This is a genomic window from Hydrotalea sp. AMD (genome assembly GCF_004100315.1).
Lineage (GTDB): Bacteria > Bacteroidota > Bacteroidia > Chitinophagales > Chitinophagaceae > Hydrotalea > Hydrotalea flava.
The window spans coordinates 273,406-291,807 of sequence record NZ_SCKY01000001.1 but is presented as its reverse complement, the minus strand read 5'-3'; the positions used below and the strand labels follow the sequence as shown (position 1 = coordinate 291,807).

At 36.5% G+C, this 18,402-nt stretch carries 16 protein-coding genes; 6 read left to right on the top strand and 10 right to left on the bottom strand.

Annotated features, from left to right (window positions below):
* Positions 1–74 precede the first annotated feature (74 nt).
* On the bottom strand, positions 75–2,957 hold the full coding sequence (gene gcvP / locus EO766_RS01285) for an aminomethyl-transferring glycine dehydrogenase (protein WP_287100628.1): 2,883 nt from the start codon (positions 2,955–2,957) through the stop codon (positions 75–77).
* Positions 2,958–3,156: 199 nt separating this feature from the next.
* Positions 3,157–4,116: a sterol desaturase family protein gene (locus EO766_RS01280; RefSeq protein WP_287100627.1), complete on the bottom strand. Its 960-nt coding sequence runs from the start codon at positions 4,114–4,116 to the stop codon at positions 3,157–3,159.
* 126 nt (positions 4,117–4,242) lie between these two features.
* Between EO766_RS01280 and EO766_RS01275 the strand changes: the two genes are divergently transcribed.
* Positions 4,243–4,731, top strand: a complete 489-nt coding sequence (locus tag EO766_RS01275) for a YkgJ family cysteine cluster protein (protein WP_218331039.1) — start codon at positions 4,243–4,245, stop codon at positions 4,729–4,731.
* Between the two features lie 45 nt (positions 4,732–4,776).
* Here EO766_RS01275 and EO766_RS01270 read toward each other — a convergent pair whose 3' ends face one another.
* Genes EO766_RS01270 through folK form a run of 3 tightly spaced genes read right to left on the bottom strand, consistent with a single transcriptional unit; the run spans position 4,777 to position 7,243 of the window.
* Positions 4,777–6,024, bottom strand: a complete 1,248-nt coding sequence (locus EO766_RS01270) for an MFS transporter (RefSeq protein WP_218331040.1) — start codon at positions 6,022–6,024, stop codon at positions 4,777–4,779.
* A 58-nt stretch (positions 6,025–6,082) separates the two neighbouring features.
* Positions 6,083–6,715 (bottom strand): deoxynucleoside kinase, encoded by a 633-nt coding sequence (locus tag EO766_RS01265; protein ID WP_218331041.1) that lies wholly within the window; start codon positions 6,713–6,715, stop codon positions 6,083–6,085.
* A gap of 30 nt (positions 6,716–6,745) precedes the next feature.
* The gene (gene folK, locus EO766_RS01260) at positions 6,746–7,243 is read right to left on the bottom strand and encodes a 2-amino-4-hydroxy-6-hydroxymethyldihydropteridine diphosphokinase (RefSeq protein ID WP_218331042.1); all 498 of its coding nucleotides are present in this window, start codon (positions 7,241–7,243) and stop codon (positions 6,746–6,748) included.
* A 205-nt stretch (positions 7,244–7,448) separates the two neighbouring features.
* Between folK and EO766_RS01255 the strand changes: the two genes are divergently transcribed.
* Together EO766_RS01255 and EO766_RS01250 are read left to right on the top strand one after the other, a co-directional pair.
* Positions 7,449–7,814, top strand: a complete 366-nt coding sequence (locus EO766_RS01255) for a cupin domain-containing protein (protein WP_218331043.1) — start codon at positions 7,449–7,451, stop codon at positions 7,812–7,814.
* A 73-nt stretch (positions 7,815–7,887) separates the two neighbouring features.
* Positions 7,888–9,357 carry a M28 family metallopeptidase gene (locus tag EO766_RS01250; RefSeq protein ID WP_218331044.1) on the top strand — a complete coding sequence of 490 codons (1,470 nt, stop codon included), beginning with the start codon at positions 7,888–7,890 and terminating at the stop codon, positions 9,355–9,357.
* A gap of 33 nt (positions 9,358–9,390) precedes the next feature.
* On the opposite strand, the gene EO766_RS01245 is transcribed toward EO766_RS01250, so the two are convergent.
* Positions 9,391–10,266, bottom strand: coding sequence for a creatininase family protein (locus EO766_RS01245; RefSeq protein ID WP_218331045.1), 876 nt, complete (start codon positions 10,264–10,266; stop codon positions 9,391–9,393).
* An 82-nt stretch (positions 10,267–10,348) separates the two neighbouring features.
* Positions 10,349–10,822 carry a hypothetical protein gene (locus EO766_RS01240; RefSeq protein ID WP_218331046.1) on the bottom strand — a complete coding sequence of 158 codons (474 nt, stop codon included), beginning with the start codon at positions 10,820–10,822 and terminating at the stop codon, positions 10,349–10,351.
* 317 nt (positions 10,823–11,139) lie between these two features.
* Between EO766_RS01240 and EO766_RS01235 the strand changes: the two genes are divergently transcribed.
* Together EO766_RS01235 and EO766_RS01230 are read left to right on the top strand one after the other, a co-directional pair.
* Complete coding sequence (locus tag EO766_RS01235) at positions 11,140–12,246, top strand: ABC transporter permease (protein WP_218331047.1); 1,107 nt, start codon at positions 11,140–11,142, stop codon at positions 12,244–12,246.
* Between the two features lie 7 nt (positions 12,247–12,253).
* A complete protein-coding gene (locus EO766_RS01230; protein WP_218331048.1) occupies positions 12,254–12,748 on the top strand; it encodes an SRPBCC family protein in 495 nt (164 codons plus the stop codon).
* A gap of 6 nt (positions 12,749–12,754) precedes the next feature.
* On the opposite strand, the gene EO766_RS01225 is transcribed toward EO766_RS01230, so the two are convergent.
* The 3 genes from EO766_RS01225 to queG are packed head-to-tail and all read right to left on the bottom strand — an operon-like array spanning position 12,755 to position 16,234.
* Positions 12,755–13,948: an anhydro-N-acetylmuramic acid kinase gene (locus tag EO766_RS01225; RefSeq protein WP_218331049.1), complete on the bottom strand. Its 1,194-nt coding sequence runs from the start codon at positions 13,946–13,948 to the stop codon at positions 12,755–12,757.
* Positions 13,941–15,212 (bottom strand): adenosylmethionine--8-amino-7-oxononanoate transaminase, encoded by a 1,272-nt coding sequence (bioA, locus tag EO766_RS01220; RefSeq protein ID WP_218331050.1) that lies wholly within the window; start codon positions 15,210–15,212, stop codon positions 13,941–13,943. The genes EO766_RS01225 and bioA overlap by 8 nt, the downstream gene beginning before the upstream one ends.
* A 59-nt stretch (positions 15,213–15,271) precedes the next feature.
* A complete protein-coding gene (queG, locus tag EO766_RS01215) occupies positions 15,272–16,234 on the bottom strand; it encodes a tRNA epoxyqueuosine(34) reductase QueG (protein ID WP_218331051.1) in 963 nt (320 codons plus the stop codon).
* A 91-nt stretch (positions 16,235–16,325) separates the two neighbouring features.
* Between queG and EO766_RS01210 the strand changes: the two genes are divergently transcribed.
* Positions 16,326–18,359, top strand: a complete 2,034-nt coding sequence (locus tag EO766_RS01210) for a transglutaminase domain-containing protein (RefSeq protein WP_218331052.1) — start codon at positions 16,326–16,328, stop codon at positions 18,357–18,359.
* The last annotated feature ends 43 nt before the right edge of the window (positions 18,360–18,402 follow it).

The window sequence follows — 18,402 nt, the reverse complement described above, 5'->3', positions numbered from 1 at the left end:
GTTCATCGCAAAAAAACTGTTGAGGTAATTTAATTTAATGCCTCAACAATTTTTTTAGGAATGTACCTCTAAGATTACTTCTCCATGTAACTCTCAATGGGATCGCAGGTACAAATTAAATTTCTGTCGCCATACGTGTTATTGATTCTGGCAACCGATGGCCAGAATTTATTTTGCGTAACATAAAACAAAGGAAATGCTGCCTGTTGCCTGCTATAACTATGGTTCCAGGTATCGGCAGCAACCATTAATTGTGTATGAGGTGCATTTTTTAAAGGATTATCCACTGCATCTAACTCGCCGGATTCAATGGCTTTAATTTCATCGTGAATAGCAATTAATGCATCGCAGAAACGATCTAATTCCGCCTTATCTTCACTTTCAGTGGGTTCAATCATAATGGTGCCCGGTACCGGAAAACTCATGGTGGGGGCATGAAAGCCATAATCCATTAAACGTTTGGCCACATCTTCTGCTTCTATACCTGCGGTTTGTTTATATGGTCTTAAATCAACAATAAATTCATGTGCTGCAAAACCATTGGTACCAGTATATAAAATTTTAAAATAGGGTTCTAATCGGGCCTTCATGTAATTGGCATTTAAAATGGCATATTCGGTAGCCATTTTAACGCCATGTGCACCTAACATTTTGATATAAGCATAGCTAATCAGTAAAATAGAGGCAGAGCCAACCGGTGCAGCACTAACAGCGCCTGAGCCATGATTATTGTTGTTGCTGTAAATGGTATGACCCGGTAAAAAAGGTGCCAGTTGGGCTGTTACACAAATAGGTCCAACACCCGGTCCGCCGCCACCATGCGGAATTGCAAAGGTTTTATGTAGGTTTAAATGACAAACATCGGCACCAATTTCTGCAGGAGAAGTTAAACCCACCTGTGCGTTCATGTTGGCACCATCCATATAAACCAAACCGCCATTTTCGTGAATAATGGCACAGATTTCTTTAATGCTTTCTTCAAAAACACCATGGGTAGAAGGGTAGGTAACCATTAAACCTGCCAATTCTTGTTGATGCATTTCTGCTTTTTCCTTCAAATCATTTACATCAATATGTCCTTCTGCTGTTCCTTTCACTACAACTACTTTCATTCCGGCCATTACTGCACTGGCAGGGTTGGTGCCATGTGCTGAAATGGGTATCAGCACTACATTGCGATGACTATTATTATTTGCTTCATGAAATTTTCGAATGGTTAATAAGCCAGCATACTCGCCTTGTGCACCGCTATTGGGTTGCAAACTGCAATCGGCAAAACCAGTAATAACACATAAATATTTTTTCAATTCTTTTATCACCTGATGGTAGCCTGCTGCCTGATTTGTGGGAACAAATGGGTGTAACTGGCTAAATGCCGGCCAGCTAACTGGCATCATTTCAGCAGCTGCATTTAATTTCATGGTGCAACTTCCTAAAGATATCATGCTGATATTGAGCGATAAATCTTTCTGTTCCAATTGTTTAATATACCGCATCATTTGTGTTTCACTATGATGTGTATTAAATACAGGATGTGTTAAGTAGGCAGAATGGCGCTGTGCAAATTCCGGAATTTGGTGCTGTTCATTGAATGCGGTTTCAAAAACAACAGCTGCACTGTCTTTGTCCTGAGCAGCAGCAAAAATCATAGCAATATTCACCACATCTTCACGGGTTGTTGTTTCATCTAAGGCAATGCTAACTGTATTTTCATTGCTATAAAACAGATTAATATGGTGTTGTTCAGCAATAGACTGAATCAACTTTGCATTTGCTTTTAGCTGAATGGTATCAAAAAAGTGCTGCTTTTCAATGGTATAATTCAGGGCTTCCAGTGTATTTTTCAGGGCTACTGTTAATAAATGAATGCGTTTGGCAATATTTTTTAAACCTTTAGGACCATGATATACCGCATACATGGCGGCCATGTTGGCCAAAAGTGCCTGCGCTGTACAAATATTACTGGTTGCTTTTTCTCTTTTAATATGTTGCTCTCTGGTTTGCAGGGCCATTCTAAGTGCCCGGTTTCCCTGTGCATCAACACTTACACCAATTAACCGGCCAGGCATATTGCGTTTAAATTCATCCTTGGTAGCAAAAAATGCTGCGTGTGGGCCGCCATACCCCAATGGTACTCCAAAACGTTGTGCAGAACCAACGGCCACATCTGCTCCCAATTCACCGGGAGGTGTTAATAAAGTTAAAGCTAACAAATCGGTAGCTATTACTGCATAAGCACCTACAGCATGCACATTGGCAATAAATCCGCGATAATCGTTAATAGTACCATTGGCAGCAGGATATTGTACAATAGCACCAAAAAAAGTATCGTCTAATAAAGCGGTTGCAAAATTTCCAAATACCAATTCAATTTCCAAAGGATTGGCCCTTGTCATTAAAACATCTTTGGTTTGCACAAAAATGGCATCGTCCACAAAAAATTTATTTCTGCTTACCTGTTCTGTTTTATTGGCCTGATGGTATAGCATAGTCATGGCTTCTGCTGCTGCTGTAGCTTCATCTAATAACGATGCATTGGCTATTTCTAAACCAGTTAAATCTGTAACCATGGTTTGAAAATTCAGCAAGCTTTCCAATCGTCCCTGCGATATTTCTGCCTGATAAGGCGTATACTGGGTATACCAACCCGGATTTTCGAATATATTTCTGAGTATAACAGAAGGGGTAATGGTATTATAATATCCCTGACCAATATAGGTTTTGTATAGCTTATTTTGCTGTGCAATTTGTTGTAACTGGTTTAATAAAGCCTGTTCACTCATCGCATCCGGCAATTGAAGCGGTTTTTTTAAACGGATAGAGGCAGGAATGGTCTGATTCATCAGCGTTTCAATACTGTCTACCCCAATAGTGTTTAACATTTTTTCGGTATTGGCAGGATTAGGGCCAATATGACGATACAAAAATTCAGCATCTTGTAATTGAAATAAATTCATAATATATTAGGTTGACCACGTTAAAAGATTTGCAAAGTTAAGCGGAAATCAGAGCAAAAGAAAGCGTTTGTTGAAACTGTGCATAGTGTGTGTATGAAGTAGATGGACAGATTATTTTTTTGTGCACTTTGTATGATTCAAAGCAATAGTATTGTTTAATATTGGAACAGGTGTAAGGAAAGAAATAAGAATGGTTATTTTAAATGGTTTGCATCTGTAATTGGTCGGATTCCCCAGATTGAATAGAATTGGCTGGATCACCTGATTGCTGTGATTCTAATATCTGTATATCTTTGCTGGTTTGTCGGCTGCCATCATGGCTCCACCCCGGAGGGCCAAATAAATAGCCCATTCTTTGTTTAAAGGAAATATTTTTTTGAAGAACATCTTTGGCAATTTGAATCCATTCATGAAAAATAATGGTGAAAGCATCGGGTTTTTCGAGATTCTTGGTTAATCCGTAATGTATGGGCTGGTATTCATCGGTAGGCAATTCTTCCTGAAAAGTATTGAATAGTTTATCCCATATAATCAGGAACATTCCCATGTTTTTATCTAAGTATTTTGGATTCGATCCATGGTGTACTCTGTGGTGGGATGGGGTAACCATAAAATATTCTAACCAACCCATTTTGCCAATAAGTTCCGTATGCACAAAAATGCCCCATATCTGTGTAGCAGAATATATGAACAGAATATCAACCGGATGAAAGCCTGCCATGGCTAAAGGAATGAAGTAAATAAAACGATACAGTGGTTGAAAAACGGATGAACGAAAGCCAACCGTAAAATTCATTAACGGCGAACTATGGTGTGTTACGTGAGTAGCCCAGAAAAACCGTATTTCATGGTCGAACCGATGCAGCCAATAATATAGAAAATCTTCTGCCAGCAGTAACATCAGCCAATAGGTTAATCCATGTTCTTGCCATTTAAAAAATGCATGCAGAAAAAAATACTGCCAAATACCGATATAAATAAGCCTGAGTACCAAATCAATTCCGCCATTCAACAGCATTAAATACACATTGGTTACGGTATCTTTAAATGTATATACTTTTTTATGTTGCAGGTGCGATAACATCAATTCTATACCAATGATGATGATATAGACAGGTGTTGAAATTAAAATCAGCCATTGCTCCCTTAAACTGTCCATGCTATTGAAAAGATTGAATATTATTGCAAAGTAAGGTCATAACTTGCATAATAAGTAATAACAAAGCCTTAATATATTGTTGAAATCGACAAATATTTTGTATTAAAAATTAATTTATATTATAGTATGAGTGGTGAAGTTTTTTTAGATAACTGGCACAAACAAAGCGCAGCCAATCAAAAAAAATACAAAAATTGGTTGCAACGTGTACAACGCAATAAAGTATTGAAAAAATTACCTGCTTTGCATGAGGAGGCATTTCGGCATATTGACTGTTCGTCGTGTGCACAATGTTGTAAAAATTATTCCCCCCGTTTTAAAACTCCGGATATCAAACGAATTAGTAAGCATCTTAAAATGAAAGAAAGTTTGTTTATAGACACATATCTTACGTTGGATGTGGAAGGGGATTATGTTGTAAAGCAAACACCTTGTCCGTTTTTAGTTGAAAATAATGCCTGTTCTATTTATGAAATCCGGCCATCAGATTGTGCCCGGTTTCCCTATACGGATGAAGATGTATTGTTAAAAAGAGTGAACATTACTTTGAAAAATTCAGAATTTTGTCCGGCTGTATTTTATGTACTTGAAAAACTGACGAATGAGAAACTGTAATACTTAAATTCAATGCTATTTTTGGTAAACGTTTTGGTTACCCATTTAATATTCCATTTTTCTTAATACCGGCGATTTAATCCAGGTAACACCTACAACCAATAAGGTCATACATCCACCAAAAACAACTGAAGGCACTACGCCCATAAGTTTAGCTGCCATTCCACTTTCAAATTGTCCCAATTCATTGCTGGAGTTTACAAACATAGAACTAACACTTAATACCCTTCCACGCATATGATCGGGTGTTTTTAATTGCATAATAGTTCCTCTTACCACTACACTAACCCCATCTACAATTCCTGAAATTAATAGAACTACAAATGATATCCAGAATACTTTAGAAATTGCGAACACAATAATGCATAGACCAAACATTCCTACGGCAATCAATAATTTTTTACCCTGTTGTTTTCTAAGCGGGAATAAAGTGAGCCATATTACGATGCAAATAGAACCTAAGTCGGATGCGCCGTTTAAAAATCCAAATCCTTCAGGTCCCACTTTCAAAATATCTCTGGCATAAACCGGTATCATGGCAACTGCGCCACCAAAAAAAACGGCAAATAAATCGAGGGTAATAGCGCTCAGCAGTTCTTTGGTTCTGTAAACAAAATACAGGCCTTCTTTTACACTTTCCCAGGTTTTTTTTTCGCCGCGTTCATTTAAAGGAGGTTTTGGTTTAAGAAAAAACAAAACCACCAGCGCAATACTCACTAAAACAATTACGGTTATTAACGTACCCGTATTGCCGAAACTAGCAATTAAAAATCCTGCGGAAGCGTGTCCGGTTACAGAAGCCGAAAGCCATGTTCCCTGACTCCAGGTAGTGGCATTGGCAATAATTTTTTTAGGAACAATATGCCCCAGCAAAGCACTAAAAGTAGGGCCGGTAAATGAACGGATAATGCCGGTGCCAAATACAATACAGTATATGCAGCCGGCAATGATGGTATTTTTTAAGTGTATAGCTGTGAAATGGGTGGAAAGTATGGTTAATAATATTGCTGCAAGCATGTATAAACCAATACAGGTAAGTAGTAATTTTCTTTTTTCACTTATGTCAATTATATGTCCGGCATACAATGCCAATGATACTGCAGGAATTACTTCAGACAAACCAATTAAACCAATGGCAATGGGTGCATTCGTTAATTCATATATCCACCAGCCCAGCAAAGTAGCCATCATGCGTAAACCCATGATAAAAGCAAAACGCCCAATCATTAAACTTCTAAATTCCGGGATACGCATCGATGCAAATGCATCGTGTAGTTGGTTAGGCTCATCCATTCATTGCAACAATTAAATGATCATTCCTACGAAAATAACATACAATAACATGTAAACATCAGGGCAGAGAAAAAAAGTGTTGTCCGGCATCATATTCCCGGTCTAAGGCATCTATTATAACTTGTAAATGTGCAGAATTACCTAAGAAATCCGCGTTTGAAACGTCAATAAACAAGGTTTTAATATTATGTTGTTTAATGTACTGCGTATAGGTTTCCTGTAAATTGAATAAGTAACTATCGGGAATATTTTGTTCGTAACTGCGTTGTCTTTTTTTGATGTTTTGCTGTAGTTTGTTTACTGGGGCATGTAAGTATATCAACAAATCAGGAAAAGCAATTTGTTGCTGCATAATATCGAATAACTTTTGATATAATCTGAATTCTTCATCCGGTAAATTCACTTTTGCAAATAACAAACATTTTGAAAACAAATAATCTGAAATGGTAATACTGCTAAATAAATCATGTGTATGCAGCATGGTTTTTAATTGTTTAAACCTTTCAGCCATGAAAAACAATTCTAACGGAAATGCAAATTTTGAAGGGTCGGCATAAAATTTTTCAAGGAATGGATTGTCTGCAAATGCTTCTAAAATAATTCTGGCATTGTAGTGCTTAGCCAGTAAATGGGTAAGCGTGGTTTTGCCTGCACCTATATTTCCTTCAACTGTAATATAATGGTATTTCATTGAGCAGTAGCGATGGTTTGATGGGTAAAATTAAGCGTGATTTTCAAATTTTTCTACACGCAATTTATCTGTACAAGCTTGTAACATTTGGGTAATGCTAAGTTGAGTTATTGGATGAATAATTTGCGGTGCTATTTCCTGCAAGGGCAATAAAACAAATTTGCGTTGTTGCATGGCAGGGTGCGGAACAGTTAAGAGCGGTGTTTGAAAGATGAGGTTATTAATGAGTAAAATATCTAAATCAATGGTTCGTTCTGCAAAACGTTTTGTTCTTTTTCTGCCTAATTTCAACTCAATTTCAAGCAAGGTTTGCATTAACTGTTCAGGCAATAAAGTGGTTGTAATGGCAATTACCTGATTTAAATAGGGCGGCTGTTGTTCTACTCCCCAGGCTTCTGTTTCATAAATAGATGAAGTTATAATAATTGGTCCGCATTGCTTCTCAATTTCATTGATGGCAGCTTGCAGGTATGCCGTTCTGTTACCCAAATTACTTCCCAATAAAATATATGCAGTTGTAGTTGCCATGATGACTTTGTTATTCAGAATTTTTTGAAAATCCGAATAATTGGCAGCAATACTACAACAATTGTATATGGGAAAATTATTTTTTTATTCTTTTGCTGTGTTTTCGGTAATTGCGTTTTGTAGATAGAATGGATTGACTGAGCAACAATTCAAAATCATACAACTTGGTTTCTGTATCTTTGATGGAAACATAATTTCAAACAATATGATGCCACAATCTGTGAATGTTGCTGAAAAGCTATCTTGTATAGATACCTATTGGAATCCTGCTGTTGTGGGCCACTTAAATGGCCAGGACGTAAAATTAGTAAAATTTAAAGGTGCATTTATCTGGCATCACCATGATGATGAGGATGAACTATTTTATGTAATAAAAGGAGCTTTTGTAATGGAGTTTGCCGATAAAAAAATTGATGTGAAAGAAGGGGAATTTATTATTGTACCTCGTGGTGTTGAACACAGGCCTGTTGCAGAGGCGGAGGTGCATATAATGTTGTTTGAACCTGCAGGTACATTGAATACCGGTAATGTTGTGAATGAATTTACAAAAGCAACACTGCGCAATATTTAAAATGGTTCATCAATTTGCTGTTATCAAGTATCATTATACAGTAAATCTTTTTTATTAAAATAGTAATACTGCTATGAAAAAAATTACCATCTTTTGTTCTTTTGTATTGGTTAGTTTAATAGCTTTCTCTCAGCAAAAAACAAATAACCTGCTGCTTCCACCTGCCTTTAATGCTATTCGTATTGAAGATTTACAAAATAATTTGTACTCACTTGCAGCTGATGCTTTCAGGGGTAGAAGGGCAGGAACATTGGATGAATTGGAAGCTGCAGCGTGGGTAGCACAAAAGGCACAGGAAGCAGGTTTGGCACCCGGAGGTGATAATGGCACTTATTTTCAATTTTTTAATTTATTGCGTGCAAGAATAGCCGATGAGAGCCGGTTTGTTTTAAACGGAGTACCACTAACATTATGGAAAGATTATTGGCCAACAGTAGTGGCAGATATACATTTATCCGGCAATATTGTTTGGCTTAACACTTATGCCGATACGGTACAATCTATCAAAGATAAAATGGTGGCTATGCAAATAGTAGCACCTAATCCGCTACCTGCTAAGGGAATGAGTTTGTGGGCGTTTAGATATACGTTATTGGCTTTGCGTAATGCCGGATCAATTATGCAAAGAAATGGGGCTTCAGGGTTACTTGTGGTAGCTGATAGCACCGTAATGTCTTTATTGCCTTTTATCAGTCATGCTTACCAAACAGGGCAATACCAGATTGAGGGAATGCAACAAGCCAATACCGATCGTAAACCATTTCAAATTATTTTGATTTCCCCAACTAAAGCACATGAATTATTGGTAGCGAATGCAAAAGTCAACATTCATTTTATTGCCGAACATTTTACTTATCCTTCAGTAAATGTAATTGGGAAGATAAAGGGAACAGATCCTGTTTTAAATCAACAATATGTTTTGTTCAGCAGCCATCATGATCATGATGGGGTAGGCAATCCTGTTGATAATGATTCTATTTGGAACGGAGCAGATGATAATGCCTCTGTAACTGTTGCCATGTTGGCTATTGCCAGAGCCTGGCATGAAAAGCCCGGGAAGCGATCTGCTTTATTTGTTTGGCATGGAGCCGAGGAGAGAGGTTTATTGGGCTCACGCTGGTATGCCAAACATTCCACTGTTCCCAAAAATGATATTGTTGCAGTATTAAATGGTGATATGATTGGCAGAAATGCACCTGATTCTGCAGCCTTATTAGGGACGTTAAAACCACACAAAAATTCAACTGCATTGGTCGATATAGCCATGCAAGCAAATGATAAGTATACTCATTTTAAGGTAGATTTTTCTTGGGACGCACCTACACATCCGGAAAACTGGTATTTTAGAAGTGATCATTTGCCTTATGCACAAGAAGGTATACCTGCAATATTTTTTACTACTTTACTGCATCCAGATTATCATACGCCGAAAGATGAGCCAAATAGAATAGATTATAATAAGTTATATAAAATGACCAAATGGATGTATGCTACAGGATGGATAGTAGCAGAATCAACTCAAAAACCTGCGTTAGACAAATAATGATTAATTAATTGATAAAATGAATGGGCGGATTCACTTTCTTACCCGTTTATAAAATTCCTCCTGCAAAGGTAATGTAGTGGTATCTGCTTTAATAGCTTTAATGGCATTTGCCAATTGATCCACAACATGATTTACTAATAGCTCACCCAATGCCGCTGTGGCTTTATCACCCTCGCCGGCATAATGATTCGGAAAATCGGCATACCACCAAATGGCCGTATACACATTAGGAATATGCCATCTGTTTAAATTTTTACCCGATTCATTTTTAGCGCTATCCATTTTAACTAAATCTGGTCTTAGATACAACAATTCTGAAGTTTCATTTTCTCCGGCATGCATATCTGTACTAAGCGGAGATTGGTGCAATGTTTTCAATTGTTGTAGATATGCACTATCACTATGGGGCTCAAAAAAATAAACTGCATAGTTATGCGGTTGCTCTAATCTTGTTTGGATGAAATAACGTATCAATTCCGGATTGCCGCCATGACCATTAATAATAATGATTTTTTTAAATCCGTTACGCGCAATTTCATCACAGGTTGCTTCTAATAAATCCCATACTACGCGTTCTTTGAGGGCAAAAACACCGGGCTGATGCCGGGCTTCATTAATTTGGCCATAGAAATAATCCGGAAAAACAACAGCATATTCTTTTTTTGTGGCGCGGGCTGCATATTCCCTTACCCGTATTAAATCAGACCCAATGGGTACATGCGGGCCATGTTTTTCTAAGATGCCAATGGGTAGAATACAAGTGTAGTTTGATTGTTGAAGTACATTGTTCCAATCACTTGCAGTTAATTCATCCCAACGGGTAGGTAAAGCTTGTGCATGGCTTTTTTGTACAAGGATAAGGAGTAAAAAAAGAAAAATTTTTGCTGCGTTCAATAAATATTTCATTGCAATTGTTTTATAATGTTTTATAATAAAAATAACTTAACCGTAAAACTGAATCATATGATTGTAAATTAGGGGCTGATATTTAAAACAATTTTTTTAAGTCATCAAAATCTACATCCACATCTTTATCAAGCCCCAATTTGCTTCCAATAGAGTTAGCTATACCCCAAAAATTAGTATTGCCCGATGTAAGGCTACTCAATATATTCTGAATATCGCCCGAACCATTTCCCATATTTTGGATGCTATTCAATACATTGGGTATTACACTGGCGGCAATACCGGATGCAGCTTCACTTGATATGCCAAATTTTTGCGTAATACTGCTAATAAAATTGCTTGAAATGTTCTGAATGGCAGGATTGTTGGTTGATACATTGCCGCCTTGAAAAAGCGTATTCAATCCACAGCCAGATAACAGATTTTGCAATCCATTGGTAATGGAATGGCCGGCCTCCTGCATTACTGCTTCATTGTTTTCGTTGGGAACGGCCGGATTGTTCACAACAGCATCCTGTGCATGTTGCTGAACCAATTGCAAGATTTGTTCAAACATAAGTTGTATTATTTGTTAGAATAGGCATTTAAAATACAACAATTTGGTCAATAATGCTCCTGTCAGTATTTATTTTGCCTTGACGTAATATTCAATATATTGTTGAAAATAGAATGTATAGTCTGCATGAATGGTGTGGATAGATTGCATTAATTGTTGAAGGGGCAGGCTTAAAGCCATTTTACAACAGAAAAGGAAATACAAACGGATTGAATTTAAAATATTTGCTATAATTTTTTTTAATGATTTTTTAATAATGCTCAGTTGCCTGCAGAAGATAAATAAACAAATAGCTTTGCTACACAATTAAAATTGATATGCAGAAAAAATATAATCAAATAACTGCCATGTTGGCAATTACTAAGGCCAGTTTAAGAGCTACCTTGCGTAGCCCTTCAGCCGTAGCGTTCAGCATTGGATTTCCATTAGTTTTTATTTTGGTTTTTGGTTTTTTAGGAAATGGCGGTGGTGTTTCGCTGAATGTGGTTATGGACAAAACTTCTGATACGGCCAATTTCATTTATCCTGCATTGAAAAACATCAGCAACTTAAAGTTTAAAGACAAAGCGGATGAACAATTGAAAGAAGACTTGGAAAAAGGGCGCATTACGGCTATTATAAAAATTGAACATTCTAATAATCCGGCCATTCCTTATATCATCCAGTTAAAAAGCTCCGAATCGGTAAATCCTCAGAATATATCCATCTTAAAGCAAATTATTCAATCGATTATAACGGGCATCAATCAAAAAATGTATCCCAATACACCTAGTATTGCTACCATTAATAATACGATTGAAAAAATTCCGGGCAGAATTTACCGTACCATCGATTTTATACTACCGGGCCAATTGGGTTTTTCTTTATTAAGTTCCGGCGTATTTGGGGTTGCTTTTTTGTTTTTTAACTTGAGGCAACAGTTGGTATTGAAGCGTTTTTTTGCTACACCCATTAAACGATCTTATATTATTTTAGGTGAAGCCTTGGGCAGAATTATATTTCAGTTAATTACTGCAGTGGTTATCATTGTAATTGGAAAAGTATTTTTTCATTTTACGTTAGTGCATGGAATTGTAACCTTCATCAACATCATGCTTCTGAGTTTTTTGGCTTTAATCGTATTCATGGGTTTTGGTTTTATTGTAAGTGGTGTAGCCAAAAACGAAAGCACCATTCCTCCTTTTGCCAACATTTTTACATTACCTCAATTTTTATTAGCCGGCACCTTTTTCTCGATTGATAATTTTCCGGTATGGATGCAACCTTTTTGTAATGCATTACCCTTAACGCAATTCAACAATGCCATGCGGTCAATTTCTTTCGAGGGCGCATCATTAATCAGTGTGTGGAAAGAGATTGGCATTTTAGCAATTTGGGGTATTTTAATTTACTATGTAGCCATTAAAACCTTTAAATGGGAATAACTGCATTATGCGATTAGTAAAACAAGCTTTTTTCAGCATTCTTTTTTTAGCAATATTGGTACAGGTAATAGCACTATTGTTTCCTGCACGTATTATTGTTTCAAGAGCCATTACCATTCATGCACCAGTAGATAGTGTAAGACCTTACTTGCAAAATATGCAAGGTTGGCAAAAATGGATTTCGGGTATGCAGGATACATCGGTACATGTGCTTTCACAAACTGAAGCAGAAATTGGAAATAGAACAGTGCAGATCGAAAAAGTTGTGCCCGATTCTGTTGTTTCTGTTTGGCGAAGTGCAAAAAATCATCTCTTAATTTCAACCATGCAAATCATACCTGCATCTAATGGAGCATCTGCTGTTGTGCAATGGCAATATGAACAATTTTTTAAATGGTATCCCTGGGAGCGATTTGGTTCTTTAATGAGTGATAAAATTATTGGCAGAATGTTAGAACAAAATCTGAACCGGCTTCAAACATTGGTTGAAAAGAAAAATTAATTTTGTTTAGGCAGGAAAACTGACTTTCCCCATTGTAATAGCAGGCTGACCTTCACCTAACGCCAACCCCTTTCCGCTAACACATTCATTACCTAATACTGCAAATAATACGGCTTCTTTTGCATCGGGATTAATGTTCAACTCCTGTGTATTTCTAAAAACCATATTGGGTAATAAAGCCTTTAAATGATGCATGAGTAAAGGATTGTGCATGCCACCACCACTACAATAAATAACAGACGTTTTGTTGTGTGTACTTGCTTTTAAAATGGCTTCTGCTATAGTATCGGCCGTAAATTTGTTTAAGGTGGCCATTATATCTTCTTTTGTATAGTGCTGAATGCCGGAGCTTTCAATAGCCTGTTGCAAATAGGCCAGATTAAATAATTCCGGTCCAATTGTTTTGGGGAATTCGTTATTGAAGAAAGTATGATCTTTTAATGCTATTAACAGTGCAGGAAGTATCTTTCCGTTTAACGCAACAGCGGCATTTTTATCGAAATAATTTCCCGGAAAATGATGTTGAATATAAGCATCCATCAGGGTATTACCCGGGCCGGTATCGGTACAAAAAACTTTTTGTACATCTAAATCTCCCGGCAAATAAGTAAAATTGGCTATGCCGCCAATATTCAGCATAATCCTATTTTCATGTTTTTTGCTAAACAAAAAATAATCGCCATAAGCTGCTAAAGGGGCACCTTCACCACCTGCGGCAATATGTTTTTGCCGAAAATCGCTGATGGTGATAATGCCTGTTTTTACAGCCAAATGATCTCCATCGCCAATTTGCAGTGTGGCATTATTAAATGCTTCTAATCCATGTAATCGTTTTGGGGCATGGTAAATGGTTTGTCCATGGCTAGCAATCAAATCAATATTTTTGGGATGAATGTTCCAGCCTGCAAGAGTTGCCAGAATTATTTTGGCATGTTCTTCTGCAATCCATTCATTCAGTATACATACTTTTTCTAAATCGGCATGGCGATTGCTGAAAACAGATTTTACTTCCGTTTTAAACTTTTGTGTGTATGGTACTGTTGTAAATTCTTGAATGGTTACAGATGTATTCAACCCATTGCCTTCACATGTGCAAATAGCAATATCCAAACCATCTAAGGAAGTGCCACTCATCAATCCTATAATTTTTTTGGATTGCTTTTGTGCTATATGATAGAGTTGCTCAATATTGCTATTCATAATGTTGCAGTATGTTTTTAATAACTGTGAAAACTATTCTTAACTCCTCATCTGTAATGCAATAGGGCGGCATCACATAAACGGTATTGCCCAATGGTCTTAAATAAACCCCTTGTTTTAATGCTGCTTGTGTTACAAATTGGCTCACATTGTTTAAGTACTCATCTTTTCCTAATTTTATTTCAAAGGCTATAATTGTGCCTAAAGTTCTAATGTTTTTGATGGGCGCTTTTAATTGGGTAAGTTCATTTGCAAAAACTGCTATTGATTTACAAATTTTCTCAATTGCAGTAACGGTATCGGGCTGCTGTAGTAAATCCAAACTGGCTAAGGCTGCGGTACAGGCTAAGGGATTGGCAGTGAAGGAATGGCCATGGAAAAAAGTTTTGAGTGCATCATCCTGCATGTATGCGTTATATATTTGTTGAGTGCAGGCAGTAACACCCAGTGCCATAGTGCCTCCTGTTAATCCTTTGCTCAAACAAATAATATCGGGTTTAACAGTTAAATATTCTGAAGCAAACATTTTACCTGTTCTGCCAAACCCGGTCATTACTTCATCTGCAATGCAAATAATGCTGTTTTCTTTTGCTGCAACAAGTAGTTGATTGAGTAAAGCGGCATCATACATTTTTAATCCGCCTGCTCCCTGAACCAATGGTTCATAAATAAATGCAGCCGTTTCTGCGGCATATTGTTGCATAGTGGCAATAGATGAAACTATGTTTTCTTGTGAAGGTGTATCCAAAAAAATTACTTCAAAAAGTAAATCATGAAAAGCAAGTGTAAAAACACTACGATCGCTAACACTCATGGCCCCAAATGTATCTCCATGATATGCGTTTTTAAAAGCAATAATTTTCTTTCTTTGCTGCTGTTGTTGGTTCCACCAAAATTGTATCGCCATTTTTAATGCCACTTCGGTTGAGGTGCTGCCATTATCGCTGTAAAATATTTTTGCAAAGGGGCCGGATAAAATTTCAAGTAATCTTTCTGCTAAACAAACGGCTGGCTCATGTGTAAAGCCTGCAAAAATTACCTGTTCTAACTGCAAAGCCTGCCGGTATAATTTTTCTGCAATGTAAGGATGTGCATGTCCGTGTAAGGTAACCCACCAACTACTAATCGCATCAATGTATGCATTACCGGCTGCATCAAACAAAAGTGTACCTTTTCCTTTCGTGATAGGAATAGGGTCTATTCTGTTTTTTTGTGGCGTAAAAGGATGCCAGATTACTGCTGCATCGCGTTCAACTAAATTCATTACACAAAATTAAGGGTATGCAAAATATGGATATAAATACTTTAAGTAGGCTATACCCATTAAGGTATGTTTGTGTCATCAATAACTGTATCTGATTGAATGAAACGCAAGTTGCGTTGTATACCCTTGTATTTACTTCTTTTTAAAGGGGAATGTTTAAATATCTGGTTGAATGCTGCTTCACTTAGGTGCATCCATTCCTGCGTACTTAATTCTAAAATTTCGGGAATAGGCGAAAATGCCGGCTCGTTGTGTGGTTGACTGAAACGGTTCCAAGGGCATACTTCCTGACAAATATCACACCCAAACATCCAGTTATTAAACTTCCCTTTTTGTGTTTCGGGTATCATCATTTCTTTCAATTCAATGGTGAAATAGGAAATACATTGACTACCATTAATGGTTTTATTAGGCAAAATTGCATCAGTAGGGCAGGCATCTAAACATTTGGTGCAGGTGCCGCAGTAATCTTTCGTCAATGGGTTATCGTAATTCAACTCTAAGTCGGTAATTAATGTTGCAATAAAATAAAATGAACCTGCTTTGGGGTGAATTAAGTTGCCATTTTTCCCAATCCAGCCCAAACCGCTTTTTTGTGCCCATGCTCTTTCTAAAACTGGTGCTGAATCAACAAATCCTCTTCCGGCTATTGCCCCGATAGTATTTGAAATACTTGCTAAAAATTCATTCAGTTGCTGTTTAATAACCAGATGATAATCTTTGCCATAGGCATAACGTGCTATTTTAGGCGTATTGTTTTTTTGTTGTTGCGCAGGAAAGTAATTCTTTAACAAGGTAATAACTGATTTTGCTCCCGGTACCAACTTGCGTGGGTCTGTTCTCATGTCAAAATAATTTTCCATGTATTGCATCGTGCCATGCATGCCTTTATTTAGCCAGGCTTCTAATTTTTTGGCATCTTCCTCTAATTGTTCAGCCTTGGCAATACCACAATAATCAAACCATAATTTTTGAGCAGTTTGCTTAACAATGCTTGTATTTCTATCGGTTAAATGGCTCAAAATTTTTTTCTTATTAAATTGTTGATGAAATAAAAATTTTATGTATTATTGATTATGCAAAAATAAAATTACGCTTCCTAAACTTTATTCTATGAAAAGTTTTAAAATTTGGCCGGTTTTTGTTTGTTGTTTATTAAGCATGGCTTTTGCGCAGCAACGGAGAATTCAATTAAAATTTGGGCATATAACTACCGATGATTTTATGCCTACGCAATATAAAATTGATTCTGCTGCTGATGCGGTAATATTGTATAATGCAGGAAGTTCAAGTTATGTAGGAAACAGTAATGGTTTCTTCTCCGTAATTTATGAGCAATATTCCCGTATGCGTTTAATGCATAAAAATGGTTTTGATGCAGCTATTATAATAATACCACTTTATATTTCTAATGATTATCAAACTAAATTGGTATCGCTTGAAGCTTCTACTTTTAATTTAGAAAATGGACAAGTGGTTGAAACCAAATTGGATAAATCTGCTTTGTTTACTGAAGTAGGAAAAGATATAACTACATATAAATTTACTTATCCCAATATAAAAGAAGGTTCAATTGTTGAGTTTCATATTAAAGTTATTTTGCCTGGGTATAGTTTTATGCCCGACTGGGATTTTCAAAAAAAATATCCTGTTTTATATAGTGAATATGAAGTGAATGTGCCTTACTTTTTTAATTATGCCATCATAAAACAAGGGTTGCAAAATTATTATATTGATACAGCTACAGAAGTGCGAGAACGGTATTACATTCATGAAAATGGTAAAAGTGCAGCGGAGTCGGGAAATACCGGAGCAGTGAGTACACAGGCAATTAAACATATTTGGGCAATGAAAGATGTGCCGGCATTCCATCCTCAATTGTATATGACTAGTTCTGGTAATTATGTAAGTGCTATTCAATTTCAATTATCAGAAATACGCATGCCCGAAGAAAATGTGGAAAAAGTTGCACAAAGCTGGTTTCAAATTTCTGAAAAATTATTGAAAGACTCAGATTTTGGTTTAGAGTTGAATTACAATAATATCTGGTTGAAAGACGATATTAAAACCGCAACTGCAAATGCTACCAACGATCTTGAAAAAGCACAAGGTATATTTGCTTTTGTAAGAGATCATTATTCCTGTAATGATTATAGTTCCAGATTTTTATCTGCACCATTAAAAAAAATTGCTCAATCAAAAAAAGGGAATGTTGCTGATCTTAATATTTTATTAACCGCCATGTTAAAGCAGGCCGGACTGGAAGCCTATCCTGTTATACTCAGTACCCGCGATCATGGAAAAGTTTTACAAAACTATCCGGTGATGCGGAAGTTTAATTATGTAATTACCCGTGTTTTTATAAATGATGAAGCCTATTACTTGGATGCAACCAGACCAAATTTAGGTTTTAATCATTTGCCGGCTGATTGTTACAATGGCTTTGCAAGAGTTATTAATGATAAAGAGCCATTGCTGATAAGTTTTGATGCTGATTCTGTGAAAGAGTATCAAATGGATATTGTGCATATGCAACCCGATGTGGCTAATAAGGCACTCAATGTTGTTTTCAATAAAAGCTTTGGCAATTTTGAATCGCAGGATGTGCGTAATGAAATTACCGCTACATCAATAGATGCCTACACCAAAAAACTCCAAAAACAATTCAATGAACCGGTTCAGATTAAAGATATGCATGCCGATAATTTAAAAGATTTGGATGAGCCATTAAAATTGCAATATACTGCTGTTTTTAGCTTTAATCCCGATGATGATTTAATTTATTTAAATCCGATTTTACAAGATAAAATAACTGACAATCCTTTTAAAGCAGAAAGTAGAACCTTTCCTGTAGAAATGCCTAATTGTTTCAACAGTACCTATTTGTTGGATATGGATGTACCGGAAGGTTATGTGGTGGATGAATTACCTAAATCGGCCAGAGTACAATTAAGTGGGAAGGAAGGTAGTTTTGAATATTTGATTGTAAACAAAAATAACCATATACAAATGCGTTGCCGTTTGGCACTCAATAAAGCCAATTTTGATCCGGATGAATATAGCACTCTTCGCGATTTTTATGCGTTTATAGTGCAAAAAGAAAGTGAACAAATAGTTTTAAAAAAGAAAGTAGCTACTAAACCGTAGTTTGAAAAGTAAAACACGGCAATAAAATGGATGTTATATTTTT